The organism is Streptomyces sp. NPDC088097 (assembly GCF_044741845.1).
Classification (GTDB): domain Bacteria; phylum Actinomycetota; class Actinomycetes; order Streptomycetales; family Streptomycetaceae; genus Streptomyces.
The window spans coordinates 929874-955297 of the sequence record NZ_JBIUTJ010000001.1 but is presented as its reverse complement, the minus strand read 5'-3'; the positions used below and the strand labels follow the sequence as shown (position 1 = coordinate 955297).

Below are 25424 nucleotides of genomic sequence, written 5' to 3'. Positions count from 1 at the left end.
CGAGAAGGGGCTCCCCATGACGACCGAATCCCCTCGCTGGTTCACGTCCTCGTACAGCGATAACGGTGGCGCGTGCGTCGAGGTCGCCACCAATCTCGTCGCCTCGCGCGGTGTGGTCCCCGTCCGGGACTCCAAGCGGGCCGACAGTCCTGAACTCGGCTTCACCGCCGCCGCGTTCACCGCGTTCCTGGACGGAGTCAAGGGCGTCTGACCGCCGCTCCGGCGGACCCCGGGCGGGTGCCCGGGGTCCCGGGGGTCAGCCCGCCGTGCGGGGGAGGCGGCGGTGCCAGGTGCGGTGGAAGACCACCTCGTCGCCCTCGCGGCAGATCACCTCGTTCGACGTCAGGAACCCTCCCTCGTCACACGAGATCTCCGACCGGGTGTCCACCCGCGCGTCCCACTCCAGCTCCGGCCGGTGCAACCGGATCCGCCACTCGCTGCGCGTCTTCGCGGACAGGGCGTCGCCGTCCCGGATCTCGTAGACCTCCACCGCGTCCTCGGAGAACTCCAGCCCGTCCGGGTACACCCGCGTGCCCCCGTAGCGGGGGTCGACCTCCAGGCGCCAGGTCCCGGCGGCGACGTCCCGTACGACCAGGCGTTCCGGGCGCGGCTCGTCCAGGGTCTCGGGGAAGACCACCCCCAGCGGCTCCGCCTGCTCCGGAGCCTCGAAGACGATGTCCTCCCGGGCGTCGCCGGAACCCGACCGGACGGGGAGTTCCAGCGTGCTGCCCGCCGGGTCCAGGGTCCAGCCGGCCTCGGAGCCCGCTCGCGGCCAGATCCACGGCCAGTACGCCGAGGACAGCGCGAGCCGGATGCGGTGCCCGGGCGGGAAGGAGTGGCCGATGCCGTTCAGCTCGAAGGTGACGTCCTCGTACGCGCCCACCGGCCACGGCACGGCCCGGTCCCGGCCCTGGCGCGCCGACAGGTTCAGCGCGCCCCGGGTGACCAGGGTCGAGGACCCGTCCGGGCCGACGTCGCACAGCCGCGCCACGACCTGCCCGTACGGCACGTCCATCCGCAGCCGCAGCGTCATCGAGGGGCGGCCCAGGATCTCCACCGGCTCGCCCGGCTCCACCGGGAACTCGAAGCACGCCGACTTCGCGTCCTCCTCCCGCTGGTCCGGCGGCAGGTCGGCGTCGTTGCCGAAGGGGAAGAAGCGGCCCGCGTCCAGCCCGGTGTGCTGCGGCGAGGCCACGTCCACCGGGGCGCCCTGGAGGCCGTAGGAGACCGGGACCACCGAGGGGGAGGGCCAGGCGCGGTCGCCGACCCAGCGGCCCTCCAGGCGCTCGTACACGGTCGCCGGCCGGTGCGACTCGCTGATCCAGGACCGCAGCAGCGGCTCGTCCATGACCCCGTCGTCCTCGCCCTTGAGCCAGTGGTCCCACCAGCGCAGGGTCTCCTGGAGGAAGCCGATCGCCGGGCCCGGCGGCAGCCCGCGGTCCGGGTACCGGTGCGACCAGGGCCCGATCAGGCCCCGCACCCGGTTCGCGGGCAGCGCGGAGACCAGTCGCAGCACGGTGTCCCGGTAGGGGTCGTGCCAGCCGCCCACCGCGAGGACGGCCGCGCGGATCGTCCCGTAGTCCTCGCAGACGCTGCCGTGCCTCCAGTAGTCGTCCCGGGTCTGGTGCGCGAGCCAGGTGTGGACCAGCGGCTCCATGTGCTCCAGGCGGTCCAGCCACCGCTCCTTCCAGCCCTCGCCCGCGTACAGCGGGTCCGGCGGCCGGGAGGCGAAGGCCAGCATGGTCGCGGCCCAGGCGTGCATGTCGACGGCGAGGACCGAGCCGCCCATGTAGTGCACGTCGTTGTCGTAGCGGTCGTCGGTGGAGCAGACGGTGACGACCGCCTTGAGCGCCGAGGGGGCCAGCGCGGCGATCTGGAGGCTGTTGAAGCCGCCCCAGGAGATCCCGAACATGCCCACCGCGCCCGTGCACCACGGCTGCGCCGCGAGCCACTCGACCACCGCGACCCCGTCGGCCAGCTCCCGGGCGTCGTACTCGTCGCCGGGCCGGCCCCCGCTGATGCCGTGGCCGCGCACGTCGACCCGTACGGAGGCGTAGCCGTGCCCCGCGTACCAGGGGTGGCGCTGCGCGTCGCGGGGGGCGGTCCAGTCGGTCAGGCGGTACGGGAGGTACTCCAGCAGGGCCGGAACGGGCTCGTCCGTCACCGGGCGCCAGATCCGGGCGTAGAGCTCCACGCCGTCGGCCATCGGGATGCGGACGTCCTCGTGGGCGGTCGCGTACGGGAAGTCGGTACGGATGATCATCGGAGGCGGTTCACCGGTCCCCTCGGGGCGTGGCGGCGGTCAGTGGACGGGGTGCATCGTGCGGCGCAGCCAGGGCGCCATGGCGATCACGATCAGGCCCACCGCGACGGCGACGGCGCCGTTGACGCCGAAGTACACGGGATTGGAGACGTGGCCGTAGACCTTGACCACCTGGGCCTGGATGCCGTTGGCGAGGGCCAGCGAGAGGAACCACAGGGCCATCGTCTGACTGGCGTACGCCTTGGGTGCGAGCTTGGTGGTGGCGGACATCCCGGAGGTTTCCAGGAGGACGTCGCCGAGGCCCAGCAGCAGGTACGACCCGACGATCCACCAGGCGGCCATCCGGTAGGTGTCGCCGGTGTGGCCGGAGGTCGGGATGACCATCAGCAGGAAGGACAGGCCTCCCAGGATCACGCCGAAGGCGATCTTGTTGGAGGCGTGCGGCTGGCGGGGGCCCATGCGGGACCACAGCCCGGCGACGACCGGGGCCAGCAGCACCTCGAAGGCGCCGAGCGCCGAGGCGTACCAGCTCGCCGGGAAGTGGAAGCCGAGGATCTCGGTGCGGGCGTTCGTCGAGGCCAGCAGCATCATCGTCGAGTAGGCCTGGAAGAGGATGAAGTTGAAGGCGACCGAGGCCAGGAAGAGCACCACGTAGGGCCGCAGCCGGCCGCGCTCCTCGGGCGTCACGCGCGGGCTGCGGAACATCACGGCGAAGTAGACGATCGGGGCGATCACCGAGACGAGGGTGAGCACGTCGACGAACCGGGCCATCGTCAACCAGCCGACGCTCGCGAGGAGGGTGGCGAGGAGCGCGAAGACGACGAGGCCCCCGACGATGCGCCATACGGCGGTGCGCATGGCGGCGGGCGCGAGGGCGAACTCGGCGGAGTGCTTGCGGCCGGCCAGGTGGCGGCGGCCCAGCACGTACTGGATCAGCCCGGCGGTCATGCCGATGGCGGCGGCGGAGAAGCCCCAGTGCCAGCCCTCGTGCTCGCCGAGCCAACCGGTGATCAGGGGTCCGGCGAAGGCGCCGATGTTGATGCCCATGTAGTAGAGGGCGAAGCCGGCGTCGCGCCGCTGGTCGTCGGTCCGGTAGAGCTTGCCGACCATGCTGGCCACGTTGGGCTTGAGCAGTCCGGTGCCCGCGCTGATCAGACCCAGGCCCACCCAGGTCATGACGGCGGTGGGCACGGCCATGGCGTAGTGGCCGCAGGCGATCAGGATGCCGCCGAAGAGCACGGCCCGGTACGAACCGAGGATCCGGTCGGCGAGCCATCCGCCGGCCACCGAGACGAGGTAGACCATGGTCCCGTAGGCCGCCGAGACCGAGGCGGCGGTGGCCGGGTCCATCCCCAGGCCGCCGTTCGCGACCGTGTCCGCGAAGTAGAGGACGAGGATGGCCTGCATGCCCAGGAAGGAGAACCGCTCCCAGACCTCCAGCCCGGACAGCGTGGCCAGACCCCTGGGGTGGCCGAAGAACGCGTGGTCGTCACCGGGGGGCGGCTGGTCCGCCTCCGGATCGTCCGGTTCGGCCGTATCGGGCGTGGTTCTGGACAAAACATATTCTCCGGTTGTTTCGGCTTCTTCAGAACATACCGGTGCGCATCGGGCGATGCGCGCGTGGCAGCCGGGCATGCGCTCTGGGTGATCGAAAACAGACCGGATACGCTGGCTGGAGAGATGGCAGCGACACATCGAACATCCATGTGATCGTCAGCAGACAGGAGTACCCCTCGTGACCGTCGTCGGGCCGTTCGGACTGAGCGTGCGGGACCAGGCTCTTGAGAGCGATGTCCAGGCCGGGCTGGCTGCCGTCGAGGCTGGTCTGCTGGAGGCCACCAAGAGCGAAGTCCCCTTCATCACCGAGGCCGCGCAACACCTGGTGCGCGCCGGGGGCAAGCGGTTCCGCCCGCTGCTGGTGATGCTCGCGTCCCGCTTCGGCGATCCGTACGCGCCGGGAATCGTGCCGTCCGCGGTGGTCGTGGAGCTCACGCACCTGGCCACCCTCTACCACGACGACGTCATGGACGAGGCGGACGTGCGCCGCGGGGTGGACAGCGCCAACACCCGCTGGGGCAACTCCGTGGCCGTCCTGACGGGTGATTTCCTGTTCGCCCGCGCCTCCCACATCCTGGCCGACCTCGGACCGGAGGCCGTCCGCATCCAGGCGGAGGCCTTCGAGCGCCTGGTGACCGGTCAGATCCTGGAGACGGCGGGCCCGCGCGACGGCCGCGACCCGGTCGCCCACTACCTCGACGTCATCGCAGGCAAGACCGGCTCGCTGATCGCGGTCTCCGGCCGCTTCGGCGCGCTGATGTCCGGCGCCGACGAGTCGGTCGTCGACATCCTGACCCAGTACGGCGAGCGCCTCGGCACCGCCTTCCAGCTCGCCGACGACGTCCTCGACATCGCTTCCGACTCGCACGAGTCCGGCAAGACCCCCGGCACCGACCTGCGCGAGGGCATCCCGACGCTGCCCGTGCTGCTCCTGCGGGAGATGGCCGAGCGCGAGGGGCGCGAGGAGGACCTGGAGCTCGTACGCCTCCTCGACGGCGACCTCAGCGACGACGTCCGCCACGCCGAGGCCCTCGCCCGGCTGCGGGTGCACCCCGCGCTGGAGCAGGCCCGCCGCGACACGATCCGGTACGCGCAGGACGCGCGCGCCGTGCTCGCCCCGCTGCCGGAGTGCTTCGCGAAGTCGGCCCTGGAAGAGCTGTGCGACGCGGTGGTCCACCGCGCCGGCTGACGGCTCCCGCCGACGCCCCCACGGGCCCTCCGGTCCCCGCGACCCCTACGGGTCGGGGGCGGGGGGCCCGCGTCGTGTCATCCCACGGTCGTACGCGAGGTTGAGTCCGGGGGCTGACGCCCCGCAGCCGTCGATTTGGTCAGATGGAGTCATCAACCCCACCAGATCGGGTGAGTGCGGCGACACGGGGGTCGCCGCCGAATACACAGAGGGCAGGGCACTGACATGGCAGCGAACACGAAGACCTCTCGCAAGGCCGCCCGGTACGCCGTACCGGTCGCCGTGGCGGGCGTCGCCGCGGCGACCGTGGCGATGGTTCCGGCCTTCGCCAACGCCGGCGGCCCGGACCTGCCCAAGGTCACGGCGCAGCAGCTGATCGAGAAGGTCGCGGCCTCCGACGTCCAGCAGCTCTCCGGGACGGCCAAGCTCAGCACCGATCTGGGCCTGCCGACGATGGCGTCCGGCCTGCTCGGCGGCGGTGGGGTCACCGGTGGCTCGGCCGACCCGCAGGACAAGGTCGCGCAGCTGGCCAACGGCACGCACACCTTCCGCGTCGCGGCCGACGGCCCGGACCGGCAGAAGCTCACCTTCCTCGACGGCAAGGACGAGTACAGCCTCGTCCACAACGGCGCGGACGTGTGGGGATACGACTCCAAGTCCAACGAGGCCTTCCACGAGAAGGAGCCGCAGGGCTCCGAGCGGGGCGGCGACAAGAAGGCCGCCGACCGGCTCGCGTCCTCCCCGCAGCAGCTCGCGCAGGAGATCCTGAAGGAAGCCGGTCCCACCACCGACATCAGCGTGGGCGACACCGCCCAGGTCGCCGGGCGGGACGCCTACCAGCTCGTCCTGAAGCCGAAGCAGTCCGGCTCCACGGTCGGTTCGGTCCAGATCGCGATCGACGCCAAGAACGGCGTGCCGCTGCGCGTGCAGTTGCTCGCCGCCAAGGGTGGCAAGCCCATCGTGGACGCGGGCTTCACCAAGGTCGACTTCGCCAAGCCGGCCGCCGACACCTTCTCCTTCACCCCGCCCAAGGGCGCCAAGGTGACCGAGGGTTCCGACGCCGCCCGCGAGCACGGGGCCGAGGGCAAGGGCGACGGCTTCAAGGCGCTGGACTCCTTCCCGGGCCTGGGCGCGCTGACCGGTGGGGCGAACGGCAAGGGCGACGTCAAGGTCCTCGGCGAGGGTTGGGCGACGGTCGCCCGCATCGACACGGGCGCGGGCAAGGGCCTCAAGGACATGCAGAACGACAAGAACACCCCCAAGGAGGCCCAGCAGTTCCTGAACTCGCTCGGTGACAAGGTCTCCGGGAAGTTCGGCGAGGGCCGGGTCGTGTCGACCCGCCTGGTCAACGCGCTGATCACGGACGACGGCAAGGTCTACGTCGGCGCGGTCACCAAGGACCAGCTCGTGAAGACGGCCGACTCCGCGAAGTAGCCGCCGCACGACGAAGGGTGGCCCGGGACTGTGTCCCGGGCCACCCTTCGGTCTTTCCACTCCTGCGTACAGCGCGGTCGCTGTACCGTGAGCGCCATGTCGAGACACGTCACCATCCGCCTGGACGAAGAGTTCCACGAACGCCTCAAGGCGCGCGCGGCGGCGCTGGGGACGACGGTCACCGCGCTGATCACCGAGGTCACGGAACGCGAACTCGACGAGGACCGGAAGAGTTTCCTGTCCGGCATAGACGAGTTCGCCGACCACTGGGGCTACTTCCAGGAGCGGTTCGGCAATTGAAGATCACCATGGAGTGGGCCTGGACGGCCCTCGCCCACCATCTGCCGTCGGATCCCGCCGTGTGGGATCCCTCCGGGGTGGCCGCCGCCGTCGCCCGGCACCAGAACGACCTGGTGCTCGTGCCCGAACAGCCCGCCCCGGACACCGCGTGGCGGGCCGCCGCGTTCCTGCACACCCTCGCGGTGTGCCCGGCGCTGGAATCCCCGATGAACGAGTTCTACGCCGCCGCGGCGACCCGCTCGTACCTGCGGGTGGCCGGCGCGCGCCAACTGCCCTCGCCCGAGGAGTTGGGCGATCTGGTGGAGGCCGCGAAGCTGGGCCGGGTGGATGTCGACGCGGTCGCGCGGGAGCTGCGCGCCCGGATGGAGGACCCGCTGCCGGCCTCGCTGCGGGCGCACTCCGAAGAGGCGTAGGACCGCCCGCCGGGGATCAGGACCCCGACGGGCGGACCGGTCACGTGCCGGGTCCGGGTCGGCTGCGGCTGCGGTTCGGCTGCGCGCTCGGCTGCGGATCGGCTCCGGCTAGAAGGTGATCTTCCAGCTGTTGATGTAGCCGACGTCCTGCGCCGCCACGTCCTTGACCTGGAGCTTCCACACCCCGTTGGCCACCTCGCTCGACGCGTTCACCGTGTAGGTCGCGATCACGTTGTCGGCCGAGTCGGAGCTGGAGGCCTTCAGCGGGTACGAGGTGCCGTCCGGGGCGATCAGGTTGATCACCAGGTCACCGCGGTAGGTGTGGACGATGTTCACGTCGACCTTGGTGGTGGCCGGCGCGTTGCCCGTGACGCCCGAGACCGTGATCGGCGAGGTCACCGCGGCGGCGGGGGAGTCCGGGACGGTGATGTCCGCGGTGTTCTCGAAGGACTGGCCCGGCGGGACCGGGGTGGCCGCGCCGAGGGTCCAGACCGCGTACGCGATGGCGTCGGAGTTCCGGTCCAGGGCGGTGTCGTTGATGTTCGCCAGCGAGTCGCACGAGGCGTGGTAGCAGCGGTCGAAGGCCTGACCGGAGGTGCCGCCCCACTTCTGCGCCTGGGCCGCCGTCTTGGTGTAGTCGGCGCCGGAGAACAGACCGCCGACGGGTATCCCCGCGCTCTTGAAGGGCGCGTGGTCGGAGCGGCCGTCGCCCTCGGTCTCGATCTCGGTCGCGATGCCGAGGCCGGCGTAGTAGTTCTTGAAGGTCTGCTCGATGGTCGGGTCGTCGTCGTAGACGAAGTAGCCCGGGTTCGGCGAGCCGATCATGTCGAAGTTCAGGTAGCCGGAGATCTTCGACTTCTCGGCGGCCGGCAGGTTGTTCACGTAGTACTTCGAGCCGACCAGGCCCAACTCCTCCGCGCCCCACCAGCCGAAGCGCAGGTGCTTCGTGGGCTGGAGGCCCGCGCGGGACACGGCGAGCGCCGTCTCCAGGACCGCCGCCGAGCCCGAGCCGTTGTCGTTGATGCCCGCGCCGGCCGTCACCGAGTCCAGGTGCGAGCCGGACATCAGGACCGAGTTGGGGTCTCCGCCCGGCCAGTCCGCGATCAGGTTGTAGCCCGTGGCGCCGCTGGAGGTGAAGGTCTGGAGCGTGGTGGTGAAGCCGGCGGCGTCCAGCTTGCCCTTCACGTAGTCGATCGATGCCTTGTAACCGGTGCGCCCGTGGGCCCGGTTGCCGGCGTTGTTCGCCGCGATGGTCGAGAGCTGCGACAGGTGCGCCTTGACGTTGGCGAGCGGGATGTCGGGCGGCGTCGGCGCCGCGGCGAGCGCGGCGGGCGTGGCCAGAGCGGCGGGGGAGGAGGCGGCGATCAGGCCCGCGACCGCGAACGCGGTCACGGCGACGAGGCGCCGGGGGACGGACAGGCTCATGTGGGGGCTCCGTGATTCCGAATGGGGATGAGACGGAACGTGCGGGGATAGAGCAGGTGAGCGTGCGTGCGTCAGTGCGAGCCTGATGTTCAGCGAGAGCATGACTGTCCGTCAAGACCACAATCCGGTCAGGGGCGTTCGCTCAACGGACGATCCCCGGTACGAAGGTTCCGTACCGGGGATCGAGGGGTCCGAGAGGGAGCTGTTACGCGGACTCGCGGGTCGGCGCCGCCGCCGTGACGGGGGCCGCCTCGGCGATCGCCTCGGGCGGGACCTCGCAGATCGGGACGGCGCCCGCGCCGGCCGCCGCGAGACGGGCCCGGTTGCGACGGGCGGTCCGCAGGGCGTCCCAGGTCAGCAGGATCAGCGCGACCCAGACCAGCGAGAAGCCGGCCCAGCGCTCGGGCGGCATCGCCTCGTGGAAGTAGAGGACCCCGAGGCCGAACTGGAAGACCGGCGCCATGTACTGGAGCAGCCCCAGCGTGGACAGCGGCACCCGGATCGCCGCCGCGCCGAAGCACACCAGCGGGATCGCGGTCACCAGACCGGTCGAGGCGAGGAGCAGGGAGTGCCCGACCCCCTCGGAGGAGAAGCTCGACCGCCCCTGCGCCCCGAGCCACAGCAGGTAGCCGAGCGCGGGCAGGAACAGCACCGCCGTCTCGGCGGTCAGCGACTCCAGGCCGCCCATGTTGAGCTTCTTCTTGATCAGTCCGTACGTGGCGAAGGAGCAGGCCAGCGTCAGCGAGATCCACGGCGGCCGTCCGTAGCCGACGGCCAGCACGATCACGGCGGCGAAGCCGATGCCGACGGCCGCCCACTGCGCGCGGCGCAGCCGTTCCTTGAGGAGCAGCACGCCGAGGGCGATGGTGACCAGCGGGTTGATGAAGTAGCCGAGGCTGGCCTCGACGACCTGGCCGTTGTTGACCGACCAGATGTAGAGGCCCCAGTTCACGCTGATCACGACGGCGGCCAGCGTGGTCAGCGCGAGCTTGCGCGGTTGGCGCGCCAGCTCGGCGATCCAGCTCCACCGGCGCAGCACGAGGAGGGCGATCCCGACCGCGGCCAGGGACCACACCATGCGGTGGGCGAGGATCTCGATGGCTCCGGAGGGCTTGAGCAGCGGCCAGAAGAGGGGCACGAGCCCCCACATCCCGTACGCGCCGAATCCGTAGAGCAGACCCGTGCGCTGCTCGTTGTCTGCCTTCACGGGGCCTCCAGTGCGACTTCCGGCCAATCTCACAACCTCACGACGGTAGCGCCGCACGGGGCGGATGTCATGCCCGTCGAGGGGAGATGCTAGTGACACTCCGCGTGCCGCGCGAGGGTGCGGGCGGGCGGGAGGTCGCCGGGCCGGAAGCCGCCGGGGCGGTGCCGGGTCAGGCCAGGGCGGCGGTGATGGCCTCGGACACCGGGGTCGTGGGCCGCCCGATCAGGCGGGCCAGGTCCCCGCTGGTGCCCGCCAGCCGGCCCCGCCCGATGGCCGCGTCCACGTCCACGAAGATCGTCGCGAACCCGTCGGGCATCCCGGCGCCGGTCAGCACCTTGTGGTGCTCCTCCGCCGGTACGGCCGCGTACGCGACCTCGCGCCCGGACTGCCGGGCGACCTCGGCCGCGTACTCGGCCAGGCTCCAGGCGGTGTCCCCGGACAGCTCGTAGACCTGCCCGAGGTGGCCCTCGCCGGTCAGCACCGCGGCGGCGGCCGCCGCGTAGTCGGCGCGGGCCGCCGAGGCGATCCGGCCCTCGCCGGCGCTGCCGACGACCGCGCCGTGCTCCAGGACCACGGGCAGCTGCCGGGTGTAGTTCTCGTGGTACCAGCCGTTGCGCAGGAAGGTGTAGGGGAGGCCGGAGTCGAGGATGACCTGCTCGGTGGTCGTGTGCTCGGCCGCCAGCTCGAAGTCGGCCTCGGGGCCGCCGAGGATGCCGGTGTAGGCGAGCTGGGCCACGCCGGCGGCCTTCGCGGCCTCGATCACGGCGGTGTGCTGGGGCAGGCGGCGCCCGATCTCGTTGCCCGAGATCAGCAGGACGCGGTCGCCGGCGCGGAAGGCCCCGGCCAGGCTCGCGGGGTCGTCGTAGTCGGCGACCCGTACCTCGACGCCGCGGGCGGCCAGGTCGGCCGCCTTCTCCTCGTTGCGGACCACGACGGCGATCCCGGCGGCCGGGGTGGTGGCCAGCAGCTCCTCGACGACGAGACGGCCGAGGGCTCCGGTGGCTGCGGTGACGACGATGCTCATGATGCGCTCCTGTTTCGCGGGAATGACACCACCTTAAGGGAAGCGCTAACTTTTTGAAAGTGCTACCTGGGGGTAAGTGTCCGCGTGTCGGAAACGGAGCCCGCGAACCCGCGAACCCGCGAACCCGCGAACCCGCGAACCCGCGAACCCGCGAAGCCCGGCCCCCTCGGGGGTCCGGGCTTCGACGGAGTGCGGTCGGCGCACGCGGCTCGGCGGGCGCGGCCCGACGGGCGTCCTAGTCGGAGACGGTCCAGGTGTCGGCGCCCGCGAGGAGCGTGGCGAGGTCGCCCTTGCCGCGCTGGTCGATCGCCTTGTCGAGCTGGTCGGCCATCAGGGTGTCGTATACGGGCCGCTCGACGCTGCGGAACACCCCGATGGGGGTGTGGTGCAGGGTGTCGGGGTCGGCCAGCCGGGACAGCGCGAAGGCGTTGGTGGGGCTGGTGGTGTGGGCGTCGTGCACGAGGATCCGGGCCTCGTTCTCCGGGGTGACCGCGACGACCTCCAGGTCCCCGGTGCGCGGGTCGCGGACGACTCCCTTGGCGTTGTCGGCGCCGAAGCGGATCGGCTGCCCGTGCTCCAGGCGGATCACGGCCTCCTGGGCCTGCTCGTTGTCCTTGAGGACCTCGAAGGCGCCGTCGTTGAAGATGTTGCAGTTCTGGTAGATCTCGACGAGCGCCGTACCCGGGTGGGCGGCGGCCTGGCGCAGGACCTCGGTGAGGTGCTTGCGGTCGGAGTCGACGGTGCGCGCCACGAAGGAGGCCTCGGCGCCCAGCGCCAGGGACACCGGGTTGAACGGCGCGTCGAGGGAGCCCATCGGCGTCGACTTGGTGATCTTGCCGACCTCGGAGGTGGGCGAGTACTGGCCCTTGGTGAGCCCGTAGATCCGGTTGTTGAACAGCAGGATCTTCAGGTTCACGTTGCGGCGCAGCGCGTGGATGAGGTGGTTGCCGCCGATGGAGAGCGCGTCGCCGTCACCGGTGACCACCCACACCGACAGGTCCCGCCGCGAGGACGCCAGGCCCGTCGCGATGGCCGGGGCGCGGCCGTGGATCGAGTGCATCCCGTAGGTGTTCATGTAGTACGGGAAGCGGGAGGAGCAGCCGATGCCGGAAACGAAGACGATGTTCTCCTTCGCCAGCCCCAGTTCGGGCATGAAGCCCTGGACGGCGGCGAGGACGGCGTAGTCGCCGCACCCCGGGCACCAGCGGACCTCCTGGTCCGACTTGAAGTCCTTCATGGACTGCTTCGCCTCGGCCTTGGGGACCAGGGACAGCAGATGGGGAGCGTCGGTCACCTCAGTCATTGATGGCCTCCTTGAGAACCGTCGCGAGCTGCTCAGCCTTGAAGGGCATTCCGTTCACCTGGTTGTACGACTGGGCGTCGACCAGGTACTTCGCCCGGATCAGACCGGCCAGCTGTCCGAGGTTCATCTCGGGCACCACTACCTTGTCGTAACGCTTCAGGACCTCTTCGAGATTCCTCGGGAAGGGGTTGAGGTGGCGCAGGTGGGCCTGCGCGATGGCGTGGCCGGCCAGGCGCAGCCGGCGGACGGCCGCGGTGATGGGCCCGTAGGTCGAGCCCCAGCCCAGCACGAGGGTGCGGGCCTGGTGGGGGTCGTCCACGTCGAGGTCCGGGACCAGGATGTTGTCGATCTTGGCCTGGCGGGTGCGGACCATGAAGTCGTGGTTGGCCGGGTCGTAGCTGATGTTGCCGGTGCCGTCCTGCTTCTCGATGCCGCCGATGCGGTGTTCGAGGCCGGGGGTGCCCGGTACGGCCCACGGGCGGGCCAGGGTCTCCGGGTCCCGCTTGTAGGGCCAGAACACCTCGGTCCCGTCGGCCAGGGTGTGGTTGGGGGCCGCCGCGAACTGCACCGTGAGGTCGGGCAGGTCCGTCACGTCCGGGATCCGCCAGGGCTCGGAGCCGTTGGCGAGGTAGCCGTCGGACAGCAGGAACACCGGGGTCCGGTAGGTCAGCGCGATCCGGGCCGCGTCCAGCGCGGCGTCGAAGCAGTCCGCCGGGGTGCGCGGGGCCACGATCGGGACCGGGGCCTCGCCGTTGCGGCCGTACATGGCCTGGAGGAGGTCCGCCTGCTCGGTCTTGGTCGGCAGGCCGGTGGACGGACCGCCGCGCTGGATGTCCACGATCAGCAGCGGCAGCTCCAGGGAGACCGCCAGACCGATGGTCTCGGACTTCAGGGCCACACCGGGACCCGAGGTGGTCGTCACGCCCAGGGCCCCGCCGAAGGCCGCGCCCAGGGCCGCGCCGATGCCGGCGATCTCGTCCTCGGCCTGGAAGGTCCGCACGCCGAAGTTCTTGTGCCGGCTCAGCTCGTGCAGGATGTCGGAGGCCGGGGTGATCGGGTACGAGCCCAGGTAGAGCGGCAGATCGGCCTGCCGGGCCGCCGCGATCAGCCCGTACGACAGGGCCAGGTTCCCCGAGATGTTGCGGTAGGTGCCCGCCGGGAAGGCCTGGGTCGCGGGCGCCACCTCGTAGGAGACCGCGAAGTCCTCGGTGGTCTCGCCGAAGTTCCAGCCGGCACGGAAGGCGACGATGTTGGCCTCGGCGATAACGGGCTTCTTCGCGAACTTCTGCCGCAGGAAGGTCTCCGTACCCTCCGTCGGCCGGTGGTACATCCAGGACAGCAGCCCGAGCGCGAACATGTTCTTGCTGCGCTCGGCCTCCTTGCGGGACAGCCCGAAGTCCTTCAGCGCCTCCACCGTCAGGGTGGTGAGCGGCACCCGGTGGATGTTGTACGCGTCCAGGGAGCCGTCCTCCAGCGGGGAGGTCTCGTAGCCGACCTTCGCCATCGGACGCTTGGTGAACTCGTCCGTGTTGACGATGATCTCCGCGCCGCGCGGGACGTCCGCGATGTTCGCCTTGAGCGCCGCCGGATTCATCGCCACCAGCACGTTCGGCGCGTCGCCGGGCGTGAGGATGTCGTGGTCCGCGAAGTGCAACTGGAACGAGGACACGCCCGGCAGGGTCCCGGCGGGTGCCCGGATCTCGGCGGGGAAGTTCGGCAGCGTCGAGAGGTCGTTGCCGAAGGACGCCGTTTCCGAGGTGAAACGGTCACCCGTGAGCTGCATGCCGTCACCCGAGTCACCCGCGAAGCGGATGATCACCCGGTCCACACGGCGGATTTCCTTGCCGGTCCCACCGGGCGCGAGCGTGGTGCGCTGCTCGCCGATGGACCCACCGGCCCCGTCGGCCTGCTCGGCCGGGCTACTGACCTGGCTGGTCACTGAACTGGACCTCCTTCGAGGCGCGGGCGTTCGTTCCCAAGGTCAACCCTACGTCCGTGAGGACTTCAGGCCCTGGGACCGCCCGCATGCTGGACCGCCCGTTTCGGGGCGGTATGTCCGACAGACATCGTGCACGAGACGAAATGACGAATGGCGAAATACTGCAAACCCATCGGCGGCCACGGCCGCGCCCTACCTGACACCATGTCAGTCAATCAAGACCTCAGGTACGTGAGAACCGCCAGTACGCGCCGGTGATCCCCGTCACTGGGGGACAGGCCGAGCTTCATGAAGATGTTGCTGACGTGCTTCTCCACCGCGCCGTCGCTCACCACGAGCTGCTTGGCCACGGCGGAATTGGTCCGCCCTTCCGCCATCAGGCCCAGTACCTCGCGCTCGCGCGGGGTCAGACCCGCCAGGACGTCCTGCTTGCGACTGCGGCCGAGCAACTGCGCCACGACCTCCGGGTCCAGGGCCGTACCGCCCCGGGCCACCCGTACGACGGCGTCGAGGAACTCCCTCACGTCCGCCACCCGGTCCTTGAGCAGGTATCCCACGCCGGTGCTGGAACCGGCCAGCAGTTCGGTGGCGTACTGCTCCTCCACGTACTGAGACAGCACCAGCACGCCGATGCCCGGGTACGCGCGCCGCAACTGCACGGCGGCCCGCACGCCCTCGTCGGTGTGCGTCGGCGGCATCCGCACGTCGGCGACCACCACGTCCGGCAGCGCGTCCTGTTCGGCCAGCTCCGCCACCGTCTTGATCAGGGCCTCCGCGTCCCCCACACCGGCGACGACGTCATGCCCCCGGTCGGTCAGCAACCGGGTCAGGCCCTCACGGAGCAGCACTGAGTCCTCGGCGATGACCACCCGCACCCTGTCGTCCACGTTCTCGCAGCTCCCGCGTCCACTCGTCACTCCCGACCACCGCCCGAAGGCGGGGGTTCCTGGCACAGCCAAGCATCCCAGGCCGGAGGATCGGTCAAGGCGGGTACGGGCCAACACGTCGGCGCGCGGCGGGAGTTTCCGTGGACGCGGCGGCGCCGGTGGCCCCGCTCGGGGGGTCACCGGCGCGTTCGGCGCGCGGAGTTGGGGGCCGGGGGCGCACGGGCGGGCCGATGGGCCGGGCCCTAAGCCCCGTCTTGTCCCGCGGGTCGGGGCAGCCTTCAGGCCCGCCAGGGCAGCTCCGCCGTCACGGTCGTCCCGTGACCCGGCGCGGAGTCCACCACCAGGATCCCGTCCACCGCGCCCAACCGCTCGGTCAGCCCGTTCAGACCGGACCCGGACCCGGACCCGGAAGCCGGAGCCGCGCCGTTGCCGCTGTCCCCGGGGCTGTGGCCGTCGCGGTGCGCCCCGCCCCGTCCGTCGTCGGCGACCTGGATCAGCAGCCGGTCCCCGGAGCGCCACACGTCCACGCTCGCGCTCCCGGCCCGGGCGTGCTTGCTGACGTTCTGGAGCAGCTCGCAGACCGTGAAGTAGGCGATCCCCTCGATGGCCGCCGCCGGCCGGGAGGGCAGGTCCACCGCCACCTTCACCGGCACCGCGCACCGCGCGGCCACCGACGACAGCGCCGCGTCCAGACCCCGGTCGGTCAACACCGCCGGATGGATGCCCCGGGCCAGGTCACGCAGCTCTTGGAGGGCCACCTTCACCTCGCCGTGGGCCTCGTCCACCAACCGCACGGCCGCCTCCGGGTCATCGACCAGCTTCTCCTTCGCCAGCCCCAGGTCCATGGCCAGCGCCGACAGCCGCGCCTGGGCCCCGTCGTGCAGGTCCCGCTCGATGCGCCGCAGGTCGGCGGCGGCCGTGTCCACGACCACCCCCCGGTCGGACTCCAGCTCGGTGACCCGGCTGTCCAGCCGCGAGGGCCCGAGCAGCCCCGCCACCAGGACCCGGTCGACGGTGGTCAGCGCCCGCAGCACCCACGGGGTGGCCAGCGTGAGGGCCAACCCGGTCAGGGAGGTGGCCGCGATGGCCAGGGGGGAGTCGAGGTAGAAGGCGTAGTCGTCGTTGCGGAACAGCTGGAGGCCAGGCTGGTCGGTGAAGGCGGGGAAGACCCAGAACCACAGCGGGTAGAGCAGGTAGGCCCACCCGCACGCCCACAGCGTCACCGCCAGGCAGAACGCGAACACCGCCCACGGGAAGTGGATCACCGAGTACAGGGCGTGCCGCCACGCGCTGCCGCTCTTGAGCAGCGCCCCCAGCGCGGGCATCGCCCCGCTCTTGCGCGCCCGGATCGGCGCCGGGTCCGCGACCGGCACCCGCAGCAGCCCCCGCACCCGGGCCCGCTCCACCTGACCGAACCCCCGGCACATCGCGAGCACCCCGGCCAGGACCGGAACGCCGAGGAAGGTGACGAGCAGTCCCGCGCCCAGGCTCACCCCCGCGATGGTGAGCGAGAAGTACAGGGTGCTCAGCGGCAACCCGAGGAGCAGGTACCCGAACTCCCGCCAGGTCCGCCCCGACACCGGCGCCAGCAACACCGCCCCGAGGCCGCCCGTACCCCGGCCCCCGTCCTTGCCGTCACCCATGATCCCGACCCGCCCTTCCGTCTCCTCGACCCGTACACCCCCACCCTGCCGCCCCCTCCCCACCCCTGACCATCCGGCCAATGGCCCTCTCCCCCGGGGGGTTAACCCCACCCCGACCGACCTGCCGGCAGCCGTCCGCGCGCGAGCCGCTCTCCCCACCCGGCCCCGCCCGCCGCCCCCCAGCCCGACGACCACACACGCGCGCCCGCCCCCGCCCCGGCCCCGACCGACCCGGCCCCACCAGCCCGACGGGCGCGCATGGGCGCCCGAGCCCGACCCCGCCCTTCCAGCCCCGCCGGCGTTTGAGGCGCGGGGGTCCGGGGGCAGGCCCCCGGCAACGGACCCGCACCCACGGCACCTCACCCGCACCTCACCGCGCCCGGCCCGGGCCCCCGCTCGCCCCCCCAGGACGCGAAAACGGGCCCCCGCCCACCCGGGCAGGAGCCCCGTCCACACCACACCGCACCCCGGCCGGCCAGGCCAGACGCCAGGCCAGACGCCAGGCCGGACGACGGGCCGGACGACGGGGGCGAACCCCTACGCCCGGTCCCGCCAGGGAAGTTCCGCCGTCACCGTCGTGCCCGCCCCCTCGGGGGAGTCCACCACGAACACCCCGTCCACCGCCCGCAACCGTTCCGCCAGCCCCGCCAACCCCGTACCACCGCCGGAGACCCCCGCTCCGCCCCGACCGTCGTCCGACACCCGGAGCAGCAGCCGGTCCCCGGACCGCCACACCTCGACGCCCGCGCCCCGCGCCCCCGCGTGCTTGCTGACGTTCTGCAGCAGCTCCGACACCACGAAGTACGCGATCCCCTCGATCGCCGCCGCCGGCCGCGCCGGCAGGTCCACCGCCACCTTCACCGGAACCACGCACCGCGCGGCCACCGACGACAGCGCCGCGTCCAACCCCCGGTCGGTCAACACCGCCGGATGGATCCCGCGCGCCAGGTCCCGCAGTTCCTGGAGGGCGAGCTTCACCTCACCGTGCGCCTCGTCCACCATCGCCGCCGCCCCCTCCGGGTCCTCCAGCAGTTTCTCCTTCGCCAGGCCCAGCCCCATCGCGAGTGCCACCAACCGTGCCTGCGCCCCGTCGTGCAGGTCCCGCTCGATGCGCCGCAGGTCCGCCGCGGCCGTGTCCACGACCACCCCGCGGCCCGTCTCCAGCTCGGTGATGCGCCGCTCCAACTCGTCCGACGGCGACAGCAACCCCCGCACCATCGCCCGGTCCACGTTCGCCATTCCCCGCACCACGTACGGCAGCACCGGCCACAGCACGAACAGCCCCGTCAGGGTGATGGTGAAGGTCAACACCCCCCACGGCAGCCTGACCAGCTCGTACAGCACGGTCCGCCAGCCCACCGGGTCCTTCACCCCCGCCCACAGCCAGGCGAAGAACCCGCCCGCCCGCTTCGGCCCGGGCAGCGGCGTCGGCTCGGCCACCCGTACGCCCAACAGGGCCCGCGCCCGCGCCCGGTCGAGCCGACCGAGCAGCCGCGAACCCCGCAGACCACACGCGAGCAGCGGCAGACCGACCGCGGTCACCGACATGCCGCCCGACACGCTCACCATGACGACCGTGTAGACGAAACCGATCACCGCGACCGGCAGATTGCTCAGCAGGTAGGCGATCTCCTTCCACGTGGACCCGTGGAAAGCGGGTCGTACGGGAGGCGGAGCGGAGGCTTGATCGTTCGCGGTCATGCGACACAGCCTGCCAATTCCGTCCCACCGATGCCATGGGGCAGCCAGGCGCCAGTGAACGGGGGGTAACCCCACCCCGCGCGACCAGGCCCTAGACTCCCGTCCGTACCAGATCACCCGAAGCGAAGACAGCGGCCCAGGAGCGAGGAAACGGACGTGCCCGAACCGACGGTGTCGACCGTGACCAGCGCCGCGACCCACATGATCGCGGCGGACTACTTCCGGAGCTATTCGGTCCTCGGCCTGCTCGCCGTCGTCGGCGTGCTGTTCGTCGCCGTCGCCTTCGGCGCGGGCCGCCTGCTGCGGCCCGTGGTGCCCACCCGCGAGAAAATGCTGACGTACGAGTGCGGCGTGGACCCCGTCGGCGAGGGCTGGGCCCACACCCAGGTCCGCTACTACGTCTACGCGTTCCTCTACGTCATCTTCGCCGTCGACTCCATCTTCCTCTTCCCGTGGGCCACGGTCTTCGCCGCCGCCGGCTACGGCGCCACGACCCTGGTGGAGATGTTCGTCTTCCTCGGGTTCCTGGCCGTCGGCCTGCTCTACGCGTACAAGAAGGGCGTCCTCGAATGGACGTGACACCGCAGGCGGACGCGGCTGCGACAGCGCAGCCCGCGACGCCGCAGCCCGTCCTCCTCCCCGAGCCCAAGCGCCTCGGCGTGCTCTCCCGCCTGGCCCCCGAGCCCATGAAGGTGGTCCTGAACTGGGGCCGCCGCTACAGCCTGTGGGTGTTCAACTTCGGGCTCGCCTGCTGCGCGATCGAGTTCATCGCCGCCTCCATGGCCCGGCACGACTTCATCCGCCTCGGGGTCATCCCCTTCGCGCCCGGCCCCCGCCAGGCCGACCTGATGATCGTCTCGGGCACGGTCACCGACAAGATGGCCCCCGCCGTCAAGCGGCTCTACGAGCAGATGCCGGAGCCGAAGTACGTCATCTCCTTCGGCGCCTGCTCCAACTGCGGCGGCCCCTACTGGGACTCGTACTCGGTCACCAAGGGCGTCGACCAGATCATCCCCGTCGACGTCTACGTGCCCGGCTGCCCGCCGCGTCCCGAGGCGCTCCTCCAGGGCATCCTCAAGCTCCAGGAGAAGATCGCTCGCGAATCGCTCGCCGACCGCTACGCGAACGCGCCCGCCGTCTCCGTCTCCCAACTCACCAGCGCACTGGTCACCCCGCCGCCCGCGCCCGCCCCGGGAGCCGACGCGTGAACCTCTACGACTCCCTCCCCGACGCCGCCGCGACCGTCTTCGGCGAAGAGGCTGTGGGCACCTTCGCGTACGAGGTCCTGACCGTGGACGTCCCGGTCGGTTCCTGGATCGCCGCCCTGGAGATCGCCCGCGACAAGCTGGGCTGCACCTACTTCGACTGGCTGAGCGCCGTCGACGAGCCCGGCACCGGCTTCCGGATCTGCGCGCACGTCGTCAGCCTGGAGAACCACCGCGTACGCCGCCTGCTGCTGCGCACCACCGTCCCGCACTCCGCCCCCTCCCTGCCCTCCGCGGTCGCGGTGTACGCGGGAGCGCAATGGCACGAGCGCGAGACCTTCGAGATGTTCGGGGTCACCTTCACCGACCACCCGAACCTCGTCCCCCTGCTGCTCCCCGAGAACTTCGAGGGCCATCCGCTGCGCAAGGACTTCGTCCTGGCCGCGCGCGTGGCCAAGGCGTGGCCCGGCGCCAAGGAGCCGGGCGAGGCCCACGACCCCGACGCGCCCAAGCGCCGGCAGATGCTCCCGCCCGGCGTGCCCGACCCGAACGAGTGGGGCCCCCTCAAGGGCCAGCTCCCCCCGGCTCCCGCCCGCCCGGCGCGCACCGCCCGCGCGGCCGGAGCCGCCGCCACCCGCACCCCGCGCGAGGGGGCCCCGCCCCGCCGCGCCCGCTCGGTGTCGGACGGCTCGGCCACCCAACCCCCCGCCGACACCGCGACGGACCCGGCCACCGGCACCCCGGACCCGGCGACCCCGCCCCGCCCGCCCCGCCGCACCCGCTCGGTGTCGGACGGCTCCGCGAGCCAGGCACCCCCGGCCACCCCGACGGCCGACACCCCGGCCTCCTCGGCCACCCCGGCAGCCCCGGCCTCCTCGGCCACCCCGGCCTCCTCGGCGCCCCCGGCCTCCCCGGCGGACCCGGGCTCACCGGCCGCCGAGTCACCGGCCGCCGGCGCCCCGGCCGGTGGAACCGCCGCCCCGCGCCCTGCCCGGCGTACGCGCTCGGCATCGGAGGGCTCCGCGAGCCAGGCGGACCCGGCAGCCCCGGTGGGAGACACCCCCGCACCGGAGTCCGGGACCCCCCGCCGTACCGCCCCGCGCAGCGCGGACGCGCCCTGGCACCACGCGAAGCCCGCCTTCGAGGAGCCCCCGGGCACCCCGCCCGAGCCCAAGGCCGAGCCCAAGGCCGAGCCCAAGGCCGAGCCCAAGGCCGAGCCCAAGGCCGAGCCCAAGGCCGCGCCCGAGCCCAAGGCCGCGCCCGGGCCCAAGACCACCCCCGCTCCAGACCCTGATCCAGGCCCGGACCCCGATCCCGACACCACCGGAGGCGACGCGTGAACGACGTCCTCGACGTCGCCCTGCGACTGATCGTCGTCTTCGCCGTCTTCCTCGTGCTCCCGCTCGTCGTCGGGCAGGCCGAGCACAAGGTGATGGCGCACATGCAGGGCCGCCTCGGCCCCATGTACGCCGGCGGCTTCCACGGCTGGGCCCAGCTCGTCGCCGACGGCGTGAAGTTCGCGCAGAAGGAGGACATCGTCCCGGCCGCCGCCGACCGGCGGATCTTCCAGCTCGCCCCCGCCGTCGCGCTGTTGCCGTACCTCCTCGTCCTCCTCGCCGTCCCCATCGGCCCGGGCGACGGCGCGGTCGGCCAGGTCATCGACGCCGGGCTCTTCTTCGCCCTCGCGGTGATGGGCATCGGAGTCCTCGGGTCCCTCATGGCCGGCTGGGCCTCGGCCAACAAGTTCTCCCTGCTCGGCGGCCTCCGCACCGCCGCCCAGCTGCTCGCGTACGAGCTGCCCATGCTGCTCGCCGCCGCCTCCGTCGCCATGGCCGCCGGGACGGTCTCGCTGCCCGGCATCGTCGGCGCCTTCGAGTGGTGGTGGCTGCCCTGGCAGATCATCGGCGCCCTCGTCTTCTTCACCGCCGGGCTCGCCGAACTCCAGCGCCCGCCGTTCGACATGCCCGTCGCCGACTCCGAGATCATCTTCGGCGCGTACACCGAGTACACCGGCCTGCGCTTCGCGCTGTTCCTGCTCGCCGAGTACGCCGGCATCGTCGTGCTGTGCGCGCTGACCACCGTCCTCTTCCTCGGCGGCTGGCACGGTCCCTTCGGCGGCGACGACCTCGCCTGGGTCTGGACCCTCCTGAAGGTCGCCGTCCTCGCCTTCGTCGTGATCTGGCTCCGCGTCAGCTACCCGCGACTGCGCGAGGACCAGCTCCAGAAGCTCGCCTGGACCGTACTCATCCCCCTCGCGCTCGCCCAGATCGCGCTCACCGGCATCGTGAAGGTGGCGATCAACTGATGCCCATGCCCGGATCCGGCCTCGCCAAGGGCCTGGCCGTCACCCTGCGCACGATGACCAAGCGCGCGCACACCGCCCAGTACCCCGAGACGCAGCCCGAGCTCCCGCCCCGCAGCCGCGGGGTCATCGGCCTGTTCGAGGAGAACTGCACGGTCTGCATGCTCTGCGCCCGCGAGTGCCCCGACTGGTGCATCTACATCGACTCCCACAAGGAGACGGTGCCCGCCTCCGTGCCCGGTGGCCGCGAGCGCAGCCGCAACGTCCTCGACCGCTTCGCCATCGACTTCGCCCTCTGCATGTACTGCGGGATCTGCATCGAGGTGTGCCCCTTCGACGCCCTCTTCTGGTCGCCGGAGTTCGAGTACGCCGAGACCGACATCCACGAGCTCACCCACGAACGCGACAAGCTGCGCGAGTGGATGTGGACCGTCCCGGCCCCGCCCGCCCTCGACCCGGCCGCCGAGGAGCCCAAGGAGATCGCCGCGGCCCGCAAGGCCGTCGAGAAGGCGGAGGCCGCCGCTGCCGCCGCCGCGGCCACTCCCGACGCCACCCCCGACGCACCGGCGGGAGGCACCGCCTGATGTACGCAGCCCAACTCGCCGCGACCGCTGCGGCCCCCGCCACCGCCGGCCCCGGGTTCCTCTCCCCGACCGGCGTGGAGATCGCCTTCGTCCTCGTCGGCCTCGCCACCTTCGGCGCGGCCCTCGTCACCGTCACCACCAAGCAGCTCGTGCACGCCGCTCTCTGGCTGGTCGTCGCCCTCGGCGGGATCGCCGTCGAGTACCTGCTGCTGACCGCCGAGTTCATCGCCTGGGTCCAAGTGCTGATCTACCTCGGCTCCGTGGTCGTCCTCCTCCTCTTCGGGCTGATGCTCACCAAGGCGCCCATCGGACGCTCCCCGGACGCCGACTCCGGCAACCGGTGGGTGGCGCTCGGCGTCGCCGTCGTGGCCGGAGCCGCCCTCGTCTGGGTGGTCGTCGACGCCTTCCGAACCACCTGGATCGACCTCGAGGGCCCCGCCCAGGGATCCACCCAGATCGCCGGGGAGATCCTCTTCCAGCACTGGGTGCTCCCCTTCGAAGCGCTCTCCGTGCTCCTCCTCGCCGCCCTGATCGGCGCCATCGTGCTCTCCCGCCGCAACACCCCCGCCGAGGAGGCGGCCGACGCCGCCGCCCGCGACGCCGCCGGCCGCACCGGGAAGGGACAGCACTGATGCACCTCGCCTACCCCGCCGTACTCGCGGCCCTGCTCTTCGCCACCGGCCTCTACGGAGTGCTCGCCCGCCGCAACGCCATCCTGGTCCTGATGTCCGTCGAGCTGATGCTCAACGCCGTCAACCTCAACCTGGTGGCCTTCGACGTCTGGCTGCGCGACGCCCTCCACGCCGGCCAGGCGCTCACCCTCTTCACCATCGCCATCGCCGCCGCCGAGATCGGCATCGGCCTCGCGATCGTGCTGATGGTCTACCGCAACCGCGGCACCTCGGACGTCGACAGGCTCCGCGACACCGCGGAGGGCCACGAGCCCGACCAGACCACCACCCGGCCGGAGGTCGCCGCGTGAGCACCACGACCCTCGCGGTCCTCGTCCCCGTCCTGCCGTTCCTCGGCGCGGTGGCAGGCCTGCTCCTCGGCCGGAACGCGCCCGGCTTCGTCCGCCCCCTCGCCATCCTCCCGACGCTCGGCGCAGCGGTACTGGCCGTCCTCGTCGCCGTCCGCCAAGGCGGCGGCCCGGCCATCGACACCGCCACGGAACTGACCCCGACCGGCTCCGTGCCGATCGACCTCTCCCTGCACATCGACGGCTTCGCCGCGCTCGTCGCCGTCCTCGTCGGCGTCGTCGCGACCTGCGTCCAGCTCTACTCGACGGCGTACCTGCGCGAGGACCCCCGCTACCCCTCCTACGCCGCGCTCGTCTCCCTCTTCACCTCCGCCATGCTGCTCGTCGTCTACTCCGGCGACCTGATGGTCCTGCTGGTCGGCTGGGAGGTCATGGGCATCTGCTCGTACTTCCTGGTCGGCCACTACTGGGAGACCGAAGCGGCCCGTTCCGCGTCCCTGAAGGCCTTCCTCGTCACCAAGCTCGGCGACGTCCCCTTCCTGATCGGACTGTTCGCGCTCGGCGCCGACGCCGGCTCCTTCCGCATCACCAAGATCCTCGGAACCGTCGCCGCGGGCGGCCTCGACCACCCGACGCTGATCGCGCTGCTCCTGCTCGCCGGAGTCGCGGGCAAGTCCGCCCAGTTCCCGCTGCACACCTGGCTCCCCGACGCCATGGCCGGCCCCACGCCGGTCTCCGCGCTCATCCACGCCGCGACGATGGTCGCCGCCGGTATCTACTTCATCGCCCGGCTCCTCCCCGTCTTCGCGTCCTCCCGCGCCGCACTGGTGGTCATGGCGGTGATGGCCGCCGTCACGATGGTCGGCTCCGCCCTCGCCGCCCTCGCCCAGGACGACATCAAGCGGGTCCTCGCCTACTCCACCATCGGCCAGCTCGGCTACATGACCGGCGCCCTGGCCGTCGGCGACCGCGGCGCGGCCGTCTTCCACCTCCTGTCCCACGGCGCCTTCAAGGCGCTCCTCTTCCTCGGCGCCGGCGTGATCATCCACGGCGCCGGCACCAACTCCCTGGCCGCCATGTCCCGCATGGACGGCCTGGCCAAGCGCATCCCCGACGCCTTCTGGACGATGACGATCGGCCTGCTCGCGCTCGCCGCCATCCCACCCTTCGCCGGCTTCTTCTCCAAGGAAGCCGTCCTCGTCGCCGCCGAGCACACCGCCGGCGGACACTCCGACCTCGCCCCCAGCGCGGCCGGTTGGCTGGTGCTGATCGCCGGCATCCTCACCGCACTGCTCACCGCCGCCTACGCCACCCGGCTGTGGCTGATGGCCTTCCGCGGCCGGGGAGCCGCCGCCCCCGACCACGGCAGGGAGCCCTTCGCCATGACCGGCGTGCTGTGGCTGCTGGCGGTCCCCTCGATCGCCTTCGGCCTCGCCGCCGGCCCCCTCGCCGACTGGTTCGACGGTCGGGAACTCACCCCGTCCGTGGCCACCTCGCTGCTCGGCACGGGCGCCGCGCTCATCGGTGTGATGCTGACCTGGGCGCTCTGGCAGCGCGCCACCGTCCGGGCCGCGGCCGCCGTCGCCGCGAAGGCGCAGGCCGCGCCGACCTCCCTGACGGTCCCCGGACCGGCCGTCGCCGCCGCCCCGGGCTCGGCCGCGGCCGAAGCCCAGGAGTCCGCCGCCGAGACCCCCGAGGTCGCCCAGGTGACGCACGACCACCCCGCCGTCCCGGTCGGACCCGCCCCCGACCCCGGGCGCGCGCTCCTCGGCCCCCTCCACCGGCACGCCGCCGACGGCTTCCACCTCGACGCCGTCTACGACCGGCTGTTCGTCCGCCCCGTCCGCGGGGCCGCGAGCCTGGTCCGCTTCCTCGACCGCGAGGTCGTGGACACGTACGTCCGCGGCGCGGGCGCCGGCCCCCGGCTGCTCGGCAGCCTGGTCCGCCGCGCCCAGACCGGCAACGTGCAGAGCTACCTGAGCGCCCTGCTCGCCGGCGCCGTGGTCCTGGTGATCGCCACGGCCGTCCTCGCCAACGTCAACGCCGGATCGTGAGCCGAGAGTCAGCCG

Annotated in this window: 23 protein-coding genes; 13 read left to right on the top strand and 10 right to left on the bottom strand. The window is 72.1% G+C overall.

The features are described 5' to 3' along the window. Positions 1-16 precede the first annotated feature (16 nt). The gene (locus tag ACIOD1_RS04305) at positions 17-211 is read left to right on the top strand and encodes a DUF397 domain-containing protein (RefSeq protein WP_401900032.1); all 195 of its coding nucleotides are present in this window, start codon (positions 17-19) and stop codon (positions 209-211) included. 45 nt (positions 212-256) lie between these two features. On the opposite strand, the gene ACIOD1_RS04300 is transcribed toward ACIOD1_RS04305, so the two are convergent. Continuing rightward, positions 257-2263, bottom strand: a complete 2007-nt coding sequence (locus ACIOD1_RS04300; protein ID WP_401900031.1) for a CocE/NonD family hydrolase — start codon at positions 2261-2263, stop codon at positions 257-259. A gap of 39 nt (positions 2264-2302) precedes the next feature. After that, on the bottom strand, positions 2303-3820 hold the full coding sequence (locus tag ACIOD1_RS04295) for a peptide MFS transporter (RefSeq protein ID WP_401900028.1): 1518 nt from the start codon (positions 3818-3820) through the stop codon (positions 2303-2305). Between the two features lie 178 nt (positions 3821-3998). Between ACIOD1_RS04295 and ACIOD1_RS04290 the strand changes: the two genes are divergently transcribed. From ACIOD1_RS04290 to ACIOD1_RS04275, 4 genes are all read left to right on the top strand, one after another. Then, positions 3999-5009, top strand: coding sequence for a polyprenyl synthetase family protein (locus ACIOD1_RS04290; protein WP_365621547.1), 1011 nt, complete (start codon positions 3999-4001; stop codon positions 5007-5009). Positions 5010-5234: 225 nt separating this feature from the next. After that, positions 5235-6443: an outer membrane lipoprotein carrier protein LolA gene (locus ACIOD1_RS04285; RefSeq protein ID WP_401900026.1), complete on the top strand. Its 1209-nt coding sequence runs from the start codon at positions 5235-5237 to the stop codon at positions 6441-6443. 96 nt (positions 6444-6539) lie between these two features. Further along, on the top strand, positions 6540-6743 hold the full coding sequence (locus ACIOD1_RS04280; RefSeq protein ID WP_251050317.1) for a hypothetical protein: 204 nt from the start codon (positions 6540-6542) through the stop codon (positions 6741-6743). Next, on the top strand, positions 6740-7156 hold the full coding sequence (locus ACIOD1_RS04275; RefSeq protein WP_365621553.1) for a hypothetical protein: 417 nt from the start codon (positions 6740-6742) through the stop codon (positions 7154-7156). Before ACIOD1_RS04280 ends, ACIOD1_RS04275 begins: the two co-directional genes overlap by 4 nt. A 108-nt stretch (positions 7157-7264) precedes the next feature. On the opposite strand, the gene ACIOD1_RS04270 is transcribed toward ACIOD1_RS04275, so the two are convergent. The 8 genes from ACIOD1_RS04270 to ACIOD1_RS04235 form a co-directional block, all read right to left on the bottom strand. Beyond that, a complete protein-coding gene (locus ACIOD1_RS04270) occupies positions 7265-8581 on the bottom strand; it encodes a M28 family metallopeptidase (RefSeq protein ID WP_365621556.1) in 1317 nt (438 codons plus the stop codon). 205 nt (positions 8582-8786) lie between these two features. Next, a complete protein-coding gene (rarD, locus tag ACIOD1_RS04265) occupies positions 8787-9788 on the bottom strand; it encodes an EamA family transporter RarD (RefSeq protein WP_365621559.1) in 1002 nt (333 codons plus the stop codon). Between the two features lie 169 nt (positions 9789-9957). Continuing rightward, on the bottom strand, positions 9958-10812 hold the full coding sequence (locus ACIOD1_RS04260) for an SDR family oxidoreductase (RefSeq protein WP_365621562.1): 855 nt from the start codon (positions 10810-10812) through the stop codon (positions 9958-9960). Positions 10813-11047: 235 nt separating this feature from the next. Continuing rightward, positions 11048-12115 carry a 2-oxoacid:ferredoxin oxidoreductase subunit beta gene (locus ACIOD1_RS04255; RefSeq protein ID WP_365621565.1) on the bottom strand — a complete coding sequence of 356 codons (1068 nt, stop codon included), beginning with the start codon at positions 12113-12115 and terminating at the stop codon, positions 11048-11050. After that, entirely contained in the window at positions 12108-14054 is a 1947-nt protein-coding gene (locus ACIOD1_RS04250) for a 2-oxoacid:acceptor oxidoreductase subunit alpha (protein ID WP_365621568.1), read from the bottom strand. Before ACIOD1_RS04250 ends, ACIOD1_RS04255 begins: the two co-directional genes overlap by 8 nt. A 215-nt stretch (positions 14055-14269) precedes the next feature. Further along, positions 14270-14929, bottom strand: coding sequence for a LuxR C-terminal-related transcriptional regulator (locus ACIOD1_RS04245; RefSeq protein ID WP_401900471.1), 660 nt, complete (start codon positions 14927-14929; stop codon positions 14270-14272). Positions 14930-15219: 290 nt separating this feature from the next. Continuing rightward, complete coding sequence (locus ACIOD1_RS04240; RefSeq protein ID WP_401900022.1) at positions 15220-16584, bottom strand: sensor histidine kinase; 1365 nt, start codon at positions 16582-16584, stop codon at positions 15220-15222. 537 nt (positions 16585-17121) lie between these two features. Further along, positions 17122-18285 carry a sensor histidine kinase gene (locus ACIOD1_RS04235; RefSeq protein WP_401900021.1) on the bottom strand — a complete coding sequence of 388 codons (1164 nt, stop codon included), beginning with the start codon at positions 18283-18285 and terminating at the stop codon, positions 17122-17124. 156 nt (positions 18286-18441) lie between these two features. On the opposite strand from ACIOD1_RS04235, the gene ACIOD1_RS04230 reads away from it, so the two are divergent. From ACIOD1_RS04230 to ACIOD1_RS04195, 8 genes are read left to right on the top strand one after another with little or no spacing between them, the layout of a single operon-like run. Beyond that, entirely contained in the window at positions 18442-18864 is a 423-nt protein-coding gene (locus ACIOD1_RS04230) for an NADH-quinone oxidoreductase subunit A (protein WP_401900019.1), read from the top strand. Then, on the top strand, positions 18855-19493 hold the full coding sequence (locus ACIOD1_RS04225) for an NADH-quinone oxidoreductase subunit B family protein (protein ID WP_365621577.1): 639 nt from the start codon (positions 18855-18857) through the stop codon (positions 19491-19493). Before ACIOD1_RS04230 ends, ACIOD1_RS04225 begins: the two co-directional genes overlap by 10 nt. Next, the gene (locus ACIOD1_RS04220) at positions 19490-20830 is read left to right on the top strand and encodes an NADH-quinone oxidoreductase subunit C (protein WP_401900017.1); all 1341 of its coding nucleotides are present in this window, start codon (positions 19490-19492) and stop codon (positions 20828-20830) included. Before ACIOD1_RS04225 ends, ACIOD1_RS04220 begins: the two co-directional genes overlap by 4 nt. After that, positions 20827-21795 carry a complex I subunit 1 family protein gene (locus ACIOD1_RS04215; RefSeq protein ID WP_365621583.1) on the top strand — a complete coding sequence of 323 codons (969 nt, stop codon included), beginning with the start codon at positions 20827-20829 and terminating at the stop codon, positions 21793-21795. Before ACIOD1_RS04220 ends, ACIOD1_RS04215 begins: the two co-directional genes overlap by 4 nt. Then, positions 21792-22376 carry an NADH-quinone oxidoreductase subunit I gene (locus ACIOD1_RS04210; protein ID WP_365621845.1) on the top strand — a complete coding sequence of 195 codons (585 nt, stop codon included), beginning with the start codon at positions 21792-21794 and terminating at the stop codon, positions 22374-22376. Before ACIOD1_RS04215 ends, ACIOD1_RS04210 begins: the two co-directional genes overlap by 4 nt. Next, positions 22376-23008: an NADH-quinone oxidoreductase subunit J gene (locus ACIOD1_RS04205; RefSeq protein WP_401900015.1), complete on the top strand. Its 633-nt coding sequence runs from the start codon at positions 22376-22378 to the stop codon at positions 23006-23008. The genes ACIOD1_RS04210 and ACIOD1_RS04205 overlap by 1 nt, the downstream gene beginning before the upstream one ends. Continuing rightward, a complete protein-coding gene (gene nuoK / locus ACIOD1_RS04200) occupies positions 23008-23358 on the top strand; it encodes an NADH-quinone oxidoreductase subunit NuoK (RefSeq protein ID WP_365621589.1) in 351 nt (116 codons plus the stop codon). The genes ACIOD1_RS04205 and nuoK overlap by 1 nt, the downstream gene beginning before the upstream one ends. Continuing rightward, positions 23355-25409 carry an NADH-quinone oxidoreductase subunit L gene (locus ACIOD1_RS04195; RefSeq protein WP_365621592.1) on the top strand — a complete coding sequence of 685 codons (2055 nt, stop codon included), beginning with the start codon at positions 23355-23357 and terminating at the stop codon, positions 25407-25409. Before nuoK ends, ACIOD1_RS04195 begins: the two co-directional genes overlap by 4 nt. The last annotated feature ends 15 nt before the right edge of the window (positions 25410-25424 follow it).